General features: G+C 67.0%; 12 protein-coding genes. 1 reads left to right on the forward strand and 11 read right to left on the reverse strand.

Going from position 1 to position 14608, the window contains the following annotated elements; translation table 11 throughout:
* Window positions 1–55: 55 nt before the first annotated feature.
* Entirely contained in the window at window positions 56–880 is an 825-nt protein-coding gene (locus tag DSM104329_RS23670) for an MFS transporter (RefSeq protein ID WP_259312321.1), read from the forward strand.
* Here the strand turns inward: DSM104329_RS23670 and DSM104329_RS23675 are convergent.
* From DSM104329_RS23675 to DSM104329_RS23725, 11 genes are all read right to left on the reverse strand, one after another.
* Complete coding sequence (locus DSM104329_RS23675; RefSeq protein WP_259312322.1) at window positions 870–1817, reverse strand: NAD-dependent epimerase/dehydratase family protein; 948 nt, start codon at window positions 1815–1817, stop codon at window positions 870–872. The two genes, DSM104329_RS23670 and DSM104329_RS23675, sit on opposite strands and share 11 nt — an antisense overlap.
* 314 nt (window positions 1818–2131) lie before the next feature.
* Window positions 2132–3049, reverse strand: a complete 918-nt coding sequence (locus DSM104329_RS23680) for a polysaccharide deacetylase family protein (RefSeq protein ID WP_259312323.1) — start codon at window positions 3047–3049, stop codon at window positions 2132–2134.
* Between the two features lie 31 nt (window positions 3050–3080).
* Window positions 3081–3965, reverse strand: a complete 885-nt coding sequence (locus tag DSM104329_RS23685) for a carbon-nitrogen hydrolase family protein (protein WP_259312324.1) — start codon at window positions 3963–3965, stop codon at window positions 3081–3083.
* 46 nt (window positions 3966–4011) lie between these two features.
* A complete protein-coding gene (locus tag DSM104329_RS23690) occupies window positions 4012–4350 on the reverse strand; it encodes a carboxymuconolactone decarboxylase family protein (RefSeq protein ID WP_259312325.1) in 339 nt (112 codons plus the stop codon).
* An 18-nt stretch (window positions 4351–4368) separates the two neighbouring features.
* Complete coding sequence (locus tag DSM104329_RS23695) at window positions 4369–4611, reverse strand: carboxymuconolactone decarboxylase family protein (protein ID WP_259312326.1); 243 nt, start codon at window positions 4609–4611, stop codon at window positions 4369–4371.
* Window positions 4612–4799: 188 nt separating this feature from the next.
* Window positions 4800–5879 carry an ABC transporter permease gene (locus DSM104329_RS23700; RefSeq protein ID WP_259312327.1) on the reverse strand — a complete coding sequence of 360 codons (1080 nt, stop codon included), beginning with the start codon at window positions 5877–5879 and terminating at the stop codon, window positions 4800–4802.
* A 58-nt stretch (window positions 5880–5937) separates the two neighbouring features.
* Window positions 5938–7590 (reverse strand): sugar ABC transporter ATP-binding protein, encoded by a 1653-nt coding sequence (locus tag DSM104329_RS23705; RefSeq protein ID WP_259312328.1) that lies wholly within the window; start codon window positions 7588–7590, stop codon window positions 5938–5940.
* Window positions 7591–7629: 39 nt separating this feature from the next.
* On the reverse strand, window positions 7630–8850 hold the full coding sequence (locus DSM104329_RS23710) for a sugar ABC transporter substrate-binding protein (RefSeq protein WP_259312329.1): 1221 nt from the start codon (window positions 8848–8850) through the stop codon (window positions 7630–7632).
* Window positions 8851–8989: 139 nt separating this feature from the next.
* Window positions 8990–10105, reverse strand: coding sequence for a C45 family autoproteolytic acyltransferase/hydolase (locus DSM104329_RS23715; protein ID WP_259312330.1), 1116 nt, complete (start codon window positions 10103–10105; stop codon window positions 8990–8992).
* On the reverse strand, window positions 10102–12090 hold the full coding sequence (locus DSM104329_RS23720; RefSeq protein WP_259312331.1) for a hydantoinase B/oxoprolinase family protein: 1989 nt from the start codon (window positions 12088–12090) through the stop codon (window positions 10102–10104). The genes DSM104329_RS23715 and DSM104329_RS23720 overlap by 4 nt, the downstream gene beginning before the upstream one ends.
* Before the next feature lie 4 nt (window positions 12091–12094).
* Window positions 12095–14152, reverse strand: a complete 2058-nt coding sequence (locus DSM104329_RS23725; protein WP_259312332.1) for a hydantoinase/oxoprolinase family protein — start codon at window positions 14150–14152, stop codon at window positions 12095–12097.
* Window positions 14153–14608 lie beyond the last annotated feature (456 nt).

The raw sequence follows: 14608 nt of genomic DNA on the forward strand, positions 1-14608 counted from the left end.
GGCGTGCCCGGTCTCGTGCTCGCGCGGCTGGTGGTCGGCATCGGCGAAGGGCACGGTGTTCACGGCGGCCGCGGCCTGGGTCGTCGACCTCACGCCCGCCGACCGGCGCGGGCGCGTCATCGGGCTGTTCGGCCTGTCGGCCTGGGGCGGCCTGAGCGCGGGGCCGGCGATCGGAGAGGCGCTGCACGCGATCGCGGGCTACGACGCGGTGTGGGCGTTCGCGGTTCTCGCGCCTCTGGCCGGCACCGCGATCACGCTGCGCCAGCCCCGCGACGACGTCACCCGCGAGCGACCGGTCGGCGGCGACCCCCTGTTCGTGCCCGAGGCGGTCGGGCCGGGGATCGCGCTGGCCCTCGCGAACGCCGGCTACGCGACGATGGCCGGGCTCGTCGGGCTGCACCTCGCCGACCGCGCGACCGGGCACGGGGTGCTCGCGTTCACCGCCTTCGCCATCTCCGTCGTGGCCACGCGGCTCGCGCTCGGCCGCATCCCGGACGTCGCAGGACCGCGGATCGCGGCGATCGCCGCCGGGCTCGCGGAGGCCCTGGGGCTGGTGATCGTCGCGCTGGCCTCGGGCTGGCCGGTCGCCGTCGTGGGGGCGGTCGTCATGGGCTTCGGCTTCGCGCTGATGTACCCGGCGCTCGCGCTGTTCGTGGTCGAGCGGGTGGGCGACGACCGCCGCGGGGCCGCCCTCGGCTCGTTCACCGCGTTCTTCGACGTCGGCTTCGGCCTGGGCGGCCCGGTGGAGGGCGCGATCGCGGCGCTCGGCGGCTACCCCGCAGCGTTCTGGGCCGCGGCGGCGTTCGCCCTGGGCACCGCGCCGATCTCGTCGCGGCTGACGGTCGCGCCCTCGCGCGCGGCCGCGGCGTCTACGCCATGAGCACCGGCCGGCGTCCCGGCCGCCCGCCGAGGTAGCGCAGCGCCGCCGCCGGCCAGCCGTCCAGGACGCTCGGCACGCTGGGCCGCCAGCCCGTGGCCTCGCGCAAGGGCCGGTTGGAGACCCGCCAGGAGCCGAGCAGGACGTCGGCCATGGGGCCCGAGACGTCCTCCCAGTGTCCGGGCACCTCCACGCCGAGCGCCGCGGCCGCCTCCGTGTAGAAGCGCTCGAGCGTGACCGGCTCGTCGTCGGCGACGTTGAACGTGCCACCGTCCAGGGACAGCGCGGCGACGATCGCGTCCCCCGCGTCCGCGCTCGCGACGAACGGCCAGTAGTTGCGCCCGTCGCCGGGGATCGCGGCCTCACCGCTCGTTAGCCCGGCGATCTGGGCCTGCAGCTGCTCGGAGCGCTCCGAGTAGATGCTGCCGAACCGCAGCACGACGCCCGCGCACGGACTGCCGGCGAGCCCGCCCAGGGCCTCCTCGGCGGCCCGCATGCTGTCCATCACGCCGATGTCCGACCAGCGCGGCGCCGCGTCGTCGACGGCCTCGATCCACGCGTCGCCCGCCGGCCGCTGGACGGCGAAGTAGGACTGCAGGACGAGCACGCGCGTCCCGGCCGCCCCCGCCGCCGCGACCAGGTGCCGCGTCGTCTCGGCCCTGAGCCGATCGTTCTCCTCCCAGTTGGAGAGTTCGCCCATGTCCGCCGACGGGGGGATCTTCGTGGCGAGGTGCAGGACGGCCTCCGCGTTGCCGACCGCTGCGCGGACCGACTCGCCGTCGAACAGATCGGCCCGGATCGGCTGCGCGCCGAGTCCCCGCGCGATCCGGTCACCGTCCTCGCCGCGCGTCGCGGCGCGCACATCGTGGCCGCCCCGGACGAGCGCCTCCACCGCCGGGCGCCCGATCTCCCCGGTCGCGCCTGTCACAAAAATCTGCATAGTGCTGAGCCTCCTTGACCCTTACTGGTGAGGAACACGACCGGCTATATCCGTGGCGTCGTCGTGTTGACGGATATGGACCTGTTGTCCACAATTCGACGGCGATAGGTGGGGAATCAACTATCGTTTACCGCGCTAGGAGCGCATTATTTGACGACGGCTAGATGGCGATGGAACGTCACCTCGTCGACTGACGCGATGGAACGTCACCTCGTCGACTGACGCCGGCGGGATTTGCCGGTAATTCCGGAAATGGCAGATCGTCCTACCGCGGGCGGGTGAGGATGGACCCCGCCCGCGGCCGACAGGCCCGATTAGGCCCAGCCGGAGCCCGCCGGAGCCGGCTCCACGCCGCGCACCACGGGCAGATTGAACAGGCGCTCGTCCTCCTCGTCGGTCACCCACGCTTTGGCGATCTCCTCGCAGGTGGCGAACCAGACGCCGTCCTTGGAGGAGATGTGCTCGACGAGGCGCTCGAACCACATCATGTGGTGGGCCTGACCGATGACCTGCGGGTGCACCGCCACCGCGTAGCACGCGTTCTCGACCCGCTCGTAGCCGTAGTCGAAGATGTCGCGCCAGCGCTTGAAGATCGTGTCGGTGTCCTGCTGGCCGGCCTGCGCGCCCGTGTAGGCGAGCGCGGGGAAGTCGTCCAGGTACCAGTTGACCGGGATCTCCAGCACGCGGCTGGCGGGCCCGGCGATGTTGGCCGACTCCCAGTTGACCTGCCAGCGCTGCGGGTGGTACGGGACCAGATCCCGAGCCATGAGGCTCGAGTCGTAGATGAAGCCGAACTCCTCCACGAGGTCCAGCGTCGACTCGGAGTAGTCCCAGTACGGCGAGCGGTAGCCCACCGGCTTGATCCCGAGCTGGCGGTCGAACGTGTCGAACGCGAGCTCGATCAGGCGGCGCTCGGTGTCCTCCTGGATCTTCGTGGGGTTCTCGTGGTAGTAGCCGTGGTGGCCGAACTCGTGGCCATCGGCCTGAATCGCCTTGCAGATGTCGGGGAACGTGTCGATCGTGTGCCCCGGCGTGAAGAACGTCGTCCTGATGTCGTAGCGGCGAAACAGCTCAAGCAGCCGCGGCACGCCGACGGCTGCGCCGAACTCGCCGCGCGCCATGAACGACGGACTCGGCCAGTTGAAGGCGCCGAGCCACAGGCTCTGGGCGTCAAAGTCTGCGCCGAGGTTGACGGCGATCTTCTTTCCGGGTGGCATCTGGATGTGGCCCATGGTGGACCCTCCTCTCGGTTGGGGACGGAAGTCAGCGGGGGACGGCGGTGGTGTGCGACGGCCAGCTGGCGTAGAGGTCCGCGCGACGCCGCCGGTCGCGGAACGTCGGGGCCGCACCGTTGTCGCGGTTCTCGTAGAGCCGGTCGATGTCGACCGTGCCGTGGACGACCATCTCTTCGTTCGGGGTCGCCTGGGCGACGATGCCGTCCGGGGTCCACGGCATGTCGCACGGCGTGAGGATCGAGCTCTGCGCCCAGCCGTTGGGCAGCGGCGCGCCGGGCCGCCCGCCGGTGCAGCAGTGCACGAAGTAGACTTGGTTCTCGATCGCCCGGGCCTGCGCGCAGTGGCGCACGCGCCAGAAGCCGAACTCGGTGAACGTGAACGAGGGACAGAGGATGATCTCGGCGCCCTGCTCGGCCGCGGTGGCCGCGCACTCTGGGATCTCGGCCTCGTAGCAGATGTTGAACGCCACCTTGGCGAACGGCAACTCGATCGCCTCGACGGTCGTGCCCTCCTCGGTCGACCAGCCGGCCTCGGCCGGGAAGATGTGGGTCTTGACGTGCGTGTGCACCGTTCCCGACGGCTCGAAGAGGTGCCCCACGTTGACGTAGCGGTCACCGTCCTTGAGCAGGTGCGATCCGCCGACGATGAATTGGTCGCGCGTACGCGCCTGCTCCGTGAAGAAGTCCAGGTACTCCTGAGTGAACTCGTCGATGCGAGTCAGCTCGGAGATCGGTGCGGACTTCCAGTCGCTGTAGGTGCTGAACAGCTCGACCGTTAAGAGCTCCGGGAAGAGCACCAGGTCGGCGCCCTTGGCCTGGTTGAGGAGGGTCTCGCAGTGCGCGCCGAACTCGTCGAAGCTGCTGACCGGACGGACGGCGAAGTTCGCCGCTGCGATCGAGATGTGCCGTGCCATGGTGTGGGTTGCCTCCGGGTTTGGTGTGGGTGGGACAGGACGAGGATCACGCGGTGGGCACGTCGCCATCGGAACGATCAACAACTCGCTCATCGGCTATGAGCGGGCGGACCGCGCAGAATCCCTGCGCTTCGATTCGGAGAGCACGATGGAACTTACTCAGGAAGTTCTCGAATGCGACCGTGCACGTCAGTTCCACGATCTGCTCCTCAGTGAACGTGTCATGAACGCGGTCGAAGAGCCCATCGTCTACTCCCGAGCCACTGATCGTCATCGCCTCCGCGTACGCCAGCGCCGTGCGCTCGCGATCGTCGAACAGGTCGCTCTCCGACCACCGTCCGACATCGAGGAGCTTGACCTCCGATACTCCGTTGCTTCTGCTCACGGCAGAATGCAGATCCGTTCAGAAAGGGCATCCGTTCAACAGGGCGACTCGCACGCGCAGCAGCGCCTTGAGGTCCGTAGGGAGGGTGGTTGCTTCGGAGAAACGAGCGACGAACTCCTTTACCGCCAGCAGCACCGGGACGTTGTGCGCATACATCTTTGTGTTGTTGAGCACGACGCCGTAAAGACCGACATCTCGGTCGTAGTACGGCTGCGCCTCAGCGGCCGCTTGCGCACGTTCGATAGGTCTCAATCGAGGCATGAGTACCTCACTCCCGTGGGCGCAACGCGTTGTAGGGGTCGGTCGGGGCGCCCGTCCGCGCCCGACCCCATTGATGTACGACTCGCGGCGTCCATCCCAGTCAGTCTCGTTTCAATCACGCGCCCTAGGTGTGCCGCTGGCGCAGAGACTCAATGACCGGCGACTCTGCTTGGCGTCGAGGCACCCGGTCATGTTGGCGCCTCCGATGGCGCCACAGCCGACTCGCCGGGTCTCCCCGCCCTCGGCGGCGGCGCAATTGGCTCGCTGATCGCAGGGTTCTCCTTCCGGCGCCGCACGTACTCGTCCCAGGCGACCGCGATGATCAAGACCACGCCCTTGATGACCACCTGGTAGAACGGATTGATCTGAAGACTGTCGAAGCCGTTCTGCATGACGGCTAGGAGACCAAGCCCGACCGCAGTCCGCCACATTGCGCCGAAGCCGCCGCTGATCGCTGTCCCGCCCAGCACGATGGCGATCACGACGTCGAACTCGATGCCGGCCGAGGCGTCGGCCTGCCCAGTGCCCAATCGTGAGGCCATGAACGCGCCCGCCAACGCGGCGGACACGCCCGATACGGCGTAGGCGGTGATAAGGCGACGGTCCACCTTGATGCCCGACAGCCGCGCCGCGTCCCGGTTTCCGCCCAGGGCGTACATCGATCTGCCGTAAGTCGTACGGGACAGAACGAAGCCGCCAACGAGGAACGCCAGAATCATCACGACGCTGGGGATGACGAACGGGCCGATCTGGTTCAGCCCCAAGGCGGCGAAGCTGTCGCCCTCCACGATGAATGGCGTGCCATCGGTATAGACGAGGCCGATCCCGTGGGCGATTTGCCCCATGGCGAGCGTCGCGATGAAGGGATTCACCCGCAGTTTGGTGATTACGAGGCCGTTGGTGACGCCGAGGAACAAGCCGACTCCCAGCGCAGCGATGAAGGCGACTCCGACTGGTACATGACCAGCGAATCCAGCGAAGCAGACCGTCGCGAGCGCGAATATGCCGCCGACGGAGAAGTCGAACCCACCGCTGATGATCACGAAGGTCCCGGCCACCGCCATGATCCCGACGGGCGCCCACTGCTCCAGCAGGTTCAGAAGACTCTGCCCCTCGACAAAACTCGGCTCGCGGATCGCCACAACGGCGATGAGGACGACGAGGACCAGAACGAGCCCATATTCCTGCAACACCCTCCGCGCGGCGCCCCTCACGCGGTTGCTCGAGCGTGCAGCCGGTCGTTCGGTTTCCTGTTGTGCTGTGGTCACCGTGTGCTCCTGAGCTTGGCCGCCCGCGGACTGGCCGACGTTGCTGTGCCCGCGCCGATCACTGCGCGGACTCCGACTTGGAATGGCGTTGACTTTCGAAGTCCGCCTCGAAGACGCCAGCCAAGACGCGATCGAGCGTCATCTCGTTACCGCTCAACTCGGCGACGCAGCGACCTTTCGAGATGAGGAGGACGCGATGCGACACAGCGATGACCTCTTCGAACTCCGACGAAACCCAGAGGATCGCGTGGCCGAGATCCGCAAGATCGTTCAGGACACGCATAATGTCCTGCTTGGCTCCAATATCGATCCCGCGAGTCGGCTCGTCGATGAGCAGGACCCGTGGCGCACGATGCAGCCACTTCGCCACCATCACCTTCTGCTGGTTGCCGCCTGACAGCGTGCGCACTGGGCCACCTACCGCGCCGCGGAACTCGACTGACGCGAGCAGCCCGCTCGCCCGCGACCAACTGCGGCTGCGTCTCAACGTGCCCCCGCGAGATACCGCGCTCAGGTCGGAGAGAGTGACGTTGTCGTAGACCGGCATGTCGAGGACCAGTCCGCGGGTCTTCCGGTCCTCAGGGAGAAGCGCCACGCCGCGGTCCAACGCCGCCGAGACGCTCTTTGGCCACGCCACCGCCTGCGACTCGAGCTCCATGTGCCCTGTGGACCCAGGAAAGTCGCCCGCTATGGCGCGCAGGACCGATGTTCGCCCCGATCCGACGAGCCCGGCTAGGCCCACGATCTCGCCGGCGGCCACTTCTATCTCGTCGATGCGCACCTTGGCTCCGGCCCGCACACCGCGCACCCGCAGCAGCGGGGCGCGGAACTCGCGTGAGCGGGGTGGCCCGGTGCTGGTATGTCCGGTCCGCGCGTCTAGCTCCGGCGACTCCTTCGAGATTGGGCCGCCCCCAATGCCCTGGGACAGCGTTCCGGCCCGCTCGTCGCCGAGCATGGCGACCACAAGGCGCTCCTTCGTCCATGCCTCCTTGGGGGCCGTGCGCACCAGCGATCCGTCGCGGAATACCGTCACTGAGTCGGCCAGGCCCATGACCTCTTCGAGGTCATGTGAAACCAGCACGAACGTCACCCCCTGCCGACGCATACCGGCGACGATCGCATAGAGCTTCTCGCGCTCGGGAACGCCGAGCGTCACCGTCGGCTCATCCATGATGACCAGGCGCGCCTCGCGCCGCAGCGCGCGAAGAATCTCGAGCATCGCCTGCTGCGCGACCGACAATCCGCTGACGAGTGCGTCTGCTGGAACGTCGATCCCTCCGCGTTCCGCGAGTTCGTTGTACTCGCGACGCATGCGGCGCCGGGATACCACCGAGCCGCGAGCAGGGAGATCCCCGAGGAAGACGTTTTCCATCGCGCTGAGCTGCGGAACCATGAGCAGTTCCTGATGAATCACCGCCACGCCGGCGTCCGCCGCCTTGGACGGATTCCCCTGCACGAGTGGCTGCCCGAAGATCTCGACGCGACCGCCGGGATCGGCGACCGTCTTGCCGCCGAGAATGCCGACGAGCGTGGACTTCCCTGAGCCGTTCTCGCCGACCAGAGCCCGGAACTCGCCGGAACGCACCGAGAGCGACACGCCCTTTAGCGCCCGCGTCCCCGGATACGTCTTGACGAGATCCTCGACAACGACGGCGGGTGGGAGGCCCGCGGCCGGGCCTCCCACCGTCGACTCAGACGTCACGACCGACATGACCGGCTCTCTCGCGTGCTGTGCCGAGCGCCGGCACCCCTAGAACTCCGGCTTGAACTGGTCGACGTTCGCCTCGGTGATCTGCACCGTGTTGCCGGGCAGGCCCTTGCCGGCGCCGAGATTGTTGAACGTTGGGACCTCCTGGCCGTCGAGGTGCCCGACCAGCAGCTCGAGGCCCTGACCGACCTCTTCCACAGGCTGCAGGTACTGAATGCCCTGAATCCATCCTTCCTTCAGCAGCGGGAACGTGCGCTCATCGCCGCCGAGATCGAAGATGGTGATCTCACCGGGCTTCTTGCCCGCCGACTGCAGTGCCTTGATCGCACCGACCGTGTTCTGGTCATACGACGACAGCAGCATGTCGACGTCTGGGTGGGTCTGTAGCACCGTCTGCGCCTGCTTGAGCCCCGCCTCGATCGTCCAAGGAGCTGCGATGTTCTGGACGACCTTGACATTCGGATACTTCTTGGCGCCCTCCTCGGAAGCCCGCTTCAGCTGTTGATAGTGGCCGAACGTCGAAGGCCCGCTCAACACCGCAACCTTGCCGCCGCCCTTCTTCGCGAGCTCGCCAAACGCCCAGTCGACGTACTGCTTATAGAACGGGTACGACTGCGAGCTCGACTCCGAGACCGTGCCCTCGGTGTAGCCATCATCCCCACAAAGCGGGAAGTTCGTCACGACCACCGGCAGCGTCTTGGCGATCCGCTTAACGGTGTTGCACTCCGCATTCGGATCGGCAGCGAACAGAACCATGCCGTCACACTTGTTCTGCTGCACCAGAGCCTGCATCTGATTGATCTGCTCCGCAGAATCCCAGTTTGCGATTTCCTTGTGGAGCTTGACGCCAAGCGCGTCCGCGGCCGTCTCCGCTCCATATTCCATCGCTTGGACATACGTGTTGATCGGCGTGTTGCCAACGTAGCACACGTTGTATTCCTTCGAGGCCTTGCGATTAGGAACCTCACCCAACAGCGTCAGCGGCTGCTTGTCGCCCTTGGACCCGGTGACCTGATACGGCGTCTGATCAGCCGAGGCAGTCGTGCTCGAATCCGCCGCGGTCGTGCTCGAATCCGCCGCAGCTGTGCTCGACGCGGACGTGGCCGCCCCCGAGTCACCCGACGAACTCGTCGATGAACCGCTGTCGCCGCCACCGCATCCCGCGACGAGCGCCACCGTAGCGCCGAGCACGAACACCAGCGCCGCGCCGGAACGCACCATTTTCCAGGTGTCCCGCACAGACCCCCAGGTAAAACGCTCCATCCTCACTCCTCCTCCTTTGTGGACACCTTCTCAACTGCCACTGCCGGCGACACTTGGTCGCCACGTTATCGACCCCGGAATGCCGCGCATACTCTCCGTCGACGCGATGCTATCCGCCTCGACGCTCACTGCGCGTCGGCTACCGCGGCAGCATCTGTTGATCCTCGACAAAAGCCGGCACGACCGGCACATATGTGCCCTCGCACGGGGCGCCGAAGCAGAGCTGCGCCGTGGAAGATGAGATGTCGATGACGATCGACCCAAGCGTCGCAAGGCGCTCCGGTTGCGGAAGGCTCTCGTCAGCGTGCCGACAGACCGAGCCGGGACGCCCTGCGTGGTCGCAGAGCAGTTCGGCACCGAGCACTTCCGCGTCGAGGCGACCGCGAACCGGGCCGATCAACTCGCGCATGCGCGTGACGCGGCCGGGCGAGTCCGGCAGGCTGTCCAGGGCTCGGTCCCGGCCGTCCAAGGGCCCGCAAAACGAGTTCGTGTGGATTAGGACGTCATCGACCGGTGCCATCTCGTGGACGGGGCCCGAGCCGGGCTGCGCCTCGATGTTCACCATGTCACCACCGGCCGTCGCAATGAGGTAGTTACCCGAAGACGCTCGCACCGGGCGCGTGATGGCCGCCTTGGCCTCTTCGAAGCTCTCGCCCAGCAGGATGTTGCGCAGAATCACATGGAACGGCACACCGAACGTGCCCACGTCGCGATCCGTCAAGAGCAGGTTGGTCACCATCGCGACACCAGCGGAATTGAAGCCCATCTTCGCGGCCAGCCCCGCCTCGACGAACGTGACGAACGCAGGTCGCCCAGGGATGGCGACCTCGAGCAGGATGGTGCTGCGGCTCGCGGCCGGCAGCCAATCCCAGTTCTGCGCGACGATGACGCCGCCGTCCTTGGTGGGCCTTCCACGGGCGGCGACCGAAGTGCACTCGGCTAGCACTGCGGCCGAGTGCCCGTACATAACTTCCGTGCGCGTGTTAATAGCGAGGATGTCCTCGAAGTCGAGCCCGGCACCCTGCGCAGTCCCTGCCATCTCCTCGACCAACTCGGGGTCGTAGCTCGCTATGGCCGGTTCGTACGCACGCGCCAACTCGCGCACCTCAGACCAGGCGAGCCCGGTGAAATGGGCGAACGTCCGCTGGTAGAGGGCGATGGAGTGGCGAATCTGGTCGGCGGCCTCGTGGCCCAGCTGGGTGCCCCGTTCCATCGGAGAACCCGAGATCCGGATATGCGGCGGCCGAGCGGTCATGACGCCACCGCCTCGAGGTAGGCGGCCTCGTCAAACTGTGCGGGGTAGTCGAAGTCCGAGACGGTGATCCTGCCCTCCCGGATGAGCTGCTCCGCGTGAGGCCCGCGGTTGATCATCTTCAGCGGCGGGCGCGACGCCTTGCGGTCCGCGCGCAGCGTCTCGGTCTCCGCCTCGTCGACCTCATACCGGCGAGCGGGGTCGTCGACCATCTGCAGCACGACGCCGTAGTCGTCGCGGGCCCTACCTAGCGACACGAGCCCCCGTTGGACGTCCAAGCGCACCATCTCAGGCACACGGGCCAGCGGGTCGCCCCACCCGCCGCCGCCGGGAGTCAAGATCCGCACGACGTCGCCCGCCTTTACCGGAATCGCCTCGCGCTTGTAGAGAATGTGCTGCTCCTGTGGTGTGCCCGGGTTGACTAGCGCGCCGCCCGAGCGGCCGGCCATTCCGCCGTTGACACCGAAACACGAGAAGATAGTGCGATAGGACACCGTCAAAAAGTGGCCATCGACGAGGATCTCGACGTCTTTCAGGTAGCCGAGGCCGCCCCGGAAGGCACCCGGGCCGCCGGAGTCCTGGAACATGCCGACCCGCCGCACAAGGACGGGGAAGCGCTGCTCGATGAACTCGGTGGGCAGATTCTTCGACTCGGGCACCAGGTCGACGGTGTCGGTCCCATCGGCGAACGGCCTGGCCCCCGATCCGGCCCCGAAAATCTCTCGGTACAGGAAGTCCTTGCCGTCGAGGTCCTTGCCAAAGAACCCGTACAGCTGGATGCACTGGGCGTCGCCCACCATCTGCCCGTTGGTCGCCTTGGCCATCGCCGCCGTGTAAGCGCCAATCATCCGCAGCATGCAGTCCATCCGGTCCGCGCCGGCCGCCGGGTACTCCGCCGACAGCACGGTGCGCGGCGGCAGATAACACTTGAACACGTTCGTCATGCCCTCGTTGACGATCATGCCCGGCACCTGGGCCTTGACGAAGCCGCCGAGCCACTTGGAGTAGTGGCGCCCGTCCATGACCCAGTTCACCGGCCCCGGGGTCTGCGGGTCGGTGCCAGCGAAGTCGACGATCAGTTTGTCAGGGTCCTTGCGGACCGTGAGCATGAGCTTGACCGGCTTCTCGAGGTCGATGCCGTCGGTCTCGAGGAAGTCCTCACCGACGTACTCGCCATTGGGGATGTGCGGGAGCGCCTCCTCGCGAACGATCTCCTCGCAGCGCTCGATGATGCGGTAGAAGCCGGCCTCGACGACGTCGGTGCCGTACCGGCGGCACAACTCCTCAACGCGGCGCTGGATGATACGCGCCGCCCCGACGAAGGCGTCGATGTCGCCACGCAAGTCATCGGGGTACCGGCTATTGCGGAGGATGATCTTCCACGCCTCTTCGTTGCGCTGGCCGCGGTCGTAGAACTTGATCGGCGGGCACTGGATGCCCTCCTCGAACACCGTCGTCGAGGTCAGGGGCCAACTGCCCGCCACGACGCCGCCGACGTCGTTGCAGTGACCGAAGATCTGCGCAAACCCGATGAGTCGCGCGTCGGAGAAGATCGGGACCACCACGCAGAAGTCCGGCAAATGCCCGATCGTCGCGCTGGACTCGTGAATGTCGTTATAGAGGAAGACATCGCCCGGGTTGATCTGGTCCAGCGAGAAGTAGTTGCGGATCGGGTCAGCCGTGGCAGCCCAGGACACGCGGGTGACGCTGTTGCAATCGAGCGTGTTGATCGACGCACGGTAGTCGTGCTGCTCGCGGATGATCGTTGAGACGGCCGTCCGCTCGACCGCGGCCTCGCCCTCGTCGATCGCCGCCTCGAGAGCCCACTCGAGGACGTCCAGCGTCACGCTGTCGATGTTGCCCTTGAGCGTTTCGATCCGCGGCCAGTCGGCATCGTCACGCTGGAAATCCGCCTTGCGGCGGGGGGCGTAGTCGCTCGTTCCGTAGCGCGACTCGTCGATCATGAATTGGTCGGTGTCGATGGCCATTGCCTCAGGCCTCCTGCGAGTCGTGGGTGACGATGATCTGGCCCACCGAGTCGAGCGTGGCCGTCCACCCCGGCTCGAGGACAAAGGTTGCGTCGTACTGCTCGATGACCGCGGGGCCGGGAACGGCTTCCCCGATGGGCGCCAGCGAGCGCTCGTAGATCGGCAGGTCCACGGCGCCGGTGTCCCGGAACACGCCGCGACGAACTTCGCGACGGGCTTGATCCCAGGTCGCCGACTCACGGATTTCGCTGGCCGTCTTCAGGCGCGGGAACAACCCGAAACCGGTCGCCCCGATGTTGACGATCTCCACCGGTTGCCGACCTTCGTACTCGTAGCCGTAGCGGTCGTCGTGCGCGCGATGGAACGCCTTCAGCGCTCCGCGGATGCCTGCCTCGTCAATACCGTGGCCGTTGACCTCCACCGGCACGCGCACTTCGTAGGCCTGGCCGGCGTAGCGCATGTCGGCGAACGCACGCACCGACGTGTCATCGCCGGTGAACCCCTCTCGGTCGAGATCGCCGAGGACCTGCTCTTGCACCGAGGAGAACTCCCGGGTGAGGCGAGGCACGTCCAACGCGTCCTCGCGCTGCACGTCGGTCACGACACGATCCGAGCGGACGTCCGTGGATAGCAGCCCCTCGGCGGACGTCACGCCCGGCGACGGCGGCACGATGACGGTCTTGATCCCGAGCGACTCGGCGACGAGGCACGCGTTGAGGCCACCGGCGCCGCCGAACGCCATCAGCGCATAGTCGCGTGGGTCCCGCCCGCGCTTGACGGAGACCACGTTGATGCCCTGGGCGATGTTGCTGGTGGCCAGCTCGAGGATGCCCATGGCGGCCTCCTCGACGGTCATGTCCAGAGGCCTGGCGATCTGCTCGCCAATGGCCTGGCGGGCCGCTTCGACGTCGAGGGTGATCTCGCCTCCGAGCAGATACGGCGACACGCGGCCGAGCACGATGTGCGCGTCCGTCAGGGCGGGCTCGGTGCCGCCGCCGCTGTAGCAGACAGGGCCTGGCACCGCACCTGCGCTCTGGGGCCCCACCCGCAGGCTGCGTCCGGCTGCCAGCCAGGCGATCGAACCGCCCCCCGCGCCGACTGTGTGCATGTCGATCATCGGCGTCTTGATGTCGTAGACGTCGATCCGGCCCTCCGTCAGCATGTGCGGCGTGCCCTGGTCGATCAGACAGATGTCGGTCGACGTGCCACCTATGTCGATCGTGATCAGGTCGGGGTGACCGGCGGCCTTGCCGTAATACGCGGCGGTGACCACGCCCGCGGCAGGGCCTGACAGCACGGCGGAGATAGGCTGCGGCGCCATCTCCTGCGCGCGAATGATCCCGCCGCTCGATTTCATCACGTAAAGACGTGCGTCGATGCCGTCACCCGCAAGCCGACCCTCGAGCCCCTCGATGTACCCGGTCACCAAGGGCATCAGGCCCGTATTCAGGCACGTGCTCAGTGTCCGCTCATACTCACGGTACTCGCGGATCACGTCCGAGGAGATCGACACGAAGCATTCGGGGTGCTCCTCGAGGATCAGCGCGCGCGCGCGCTGCTCGTGCACCGGGCTGCGGTACGAGTGGATGAACGAGACGGCGATCGCGTCGATGCCCATCGTCCTGAACTCGCGGGCGATCTCGCGGATGCACTCTTCATCCAGCGGCGTGTGCTCGTCACCCGTGTAGGTGAGTCGGCCTCCCGCCTCGCGCACGAGCTCCAGCGGAACGACTCGCGCGGGCTTGAGCCACCAGGTGATGTCGCCGAAGTCGCCGGGTACGGTCTGGCGCCCGACCTCCAGCATCTCGCGGTAGCCTTCGGTGACGAGCAGCCCCATGCGCGCGTACTTGGATTCCAGGATGGCGTTCGTGGCGACCGTGGTCCCGTGACTGATGAACGTCACCTCGCCCGCTTCGACGCCAATCTCCGCGAGGAGAGCCCGAATGCCGCTGCTGAACGCACGGGAGGGGTCATCCGGCGTGGACGAGGTCTTGCGCACGTGCCGCTGCCCCGTTTCCTCGTCCACGGCCACCACATCGGTGAACGTGCCGCCGGTGTCCACTCCGATTCGCCACGACATATAACTGACCTCTCCATGGTTCGGCCGCGGCGGCCCCGGCGAAGGGGCGCCCGCGGATGCTGAAGTTTTCCCCCGCAAACCCCCAACCGAGCCGCGGTCGTGAAGTTGTACCACGTCGTGCTCAGAAGAGTCGAACTTTTGCTTTTCTAAGCGGATGGCGCCATCATCGGCGGCATGTCGCCTACAGAGACGCAGCGCCGTGACCTTCCGCTCGACGGCATTCGAGACATAGCGGTCGACTCTGCGCTGGCCGCCCCATCTGCCGACCGCACCTCGTGCATTTCGGCGCCACGGTCGCCCAGAAGGGACGGCCCGGCGTCGGCGACTTCGCCCGCTAGCACGACGATGGAGTTCCCATCACGCCGCCGTGTACTCGCGTGCTTGAACCGCTGCGGGGACAGCTTGTTTGGGGACCTCGAGAGCCCACCGACCGCGGGC

Origin of the sequence: Capillimicrobium parvum, assembly GCF_021172045.1 — a bacterium.
In the GTDB taxonomy this organism is placed as follows: domain Bacteria; phylum Actinomycetota; class Thermoleophilia; order Solirubrobacterales; family Solirubrobacteraceae; genus Capillimicrobium; species Capillimicrobium parvum.